The sequence below is a fragment of the Mesorhizobium sp. M1C.F.Ca.ET.210.01.1.1 genome (assembly GCF_004791585.1).
Lineage (GTDB): Bacteria > Pseudomonadota > Alphaproteobacteria > Rhizobiales > Rhizobiaceae > Mesorhizobium.
Genome location: NZ_SRUU01000247.1, coordinates 1 through 278, shown reverse-complemented (window position 1 = coordinate 278; position 278 = coordinate 1). Strand labels below are relative to the sequence as shown.

General features: G+C 54.7%; 1 pseudogene. It reads right to left on the bottom strand.

The features are described from left to right. Positions 1-103 precede the first annotated feature (103 nt). A pseudogene (locus EN853_RS33775) lies at positions 104-259 on the bottom strand (DoxX family protein); the annotation flags it as partial. Positions 260-278: the final 19 nt, after the last annotated feature.

Below are 278 nucleotides of genomic sequence, written 5' to 3'. Positions count from 1 at the left end.
ATCAGGGCTTATGATGTCGTGACCTTTGGCGAGAAGGTCAAATTCGGTGGAGCCGCCGTTCCGACATATGAAGTCACCCGCAGCTTCATCGACGCCGGTACGGTCCGAAGGGATTGAGAATCTTGCCGAACCCATGGGTAACCAGCAGAAGTCCCGCCGTGACACGCAAAATGGTCTCCACCACATCGTGTGTCCCGTTATAAAGCGGTGCAACGGCGGGAACGAACAGACGCTGACGATGATTGTCGAACTGGGCCATAGGATATCTCTGTTTGAGC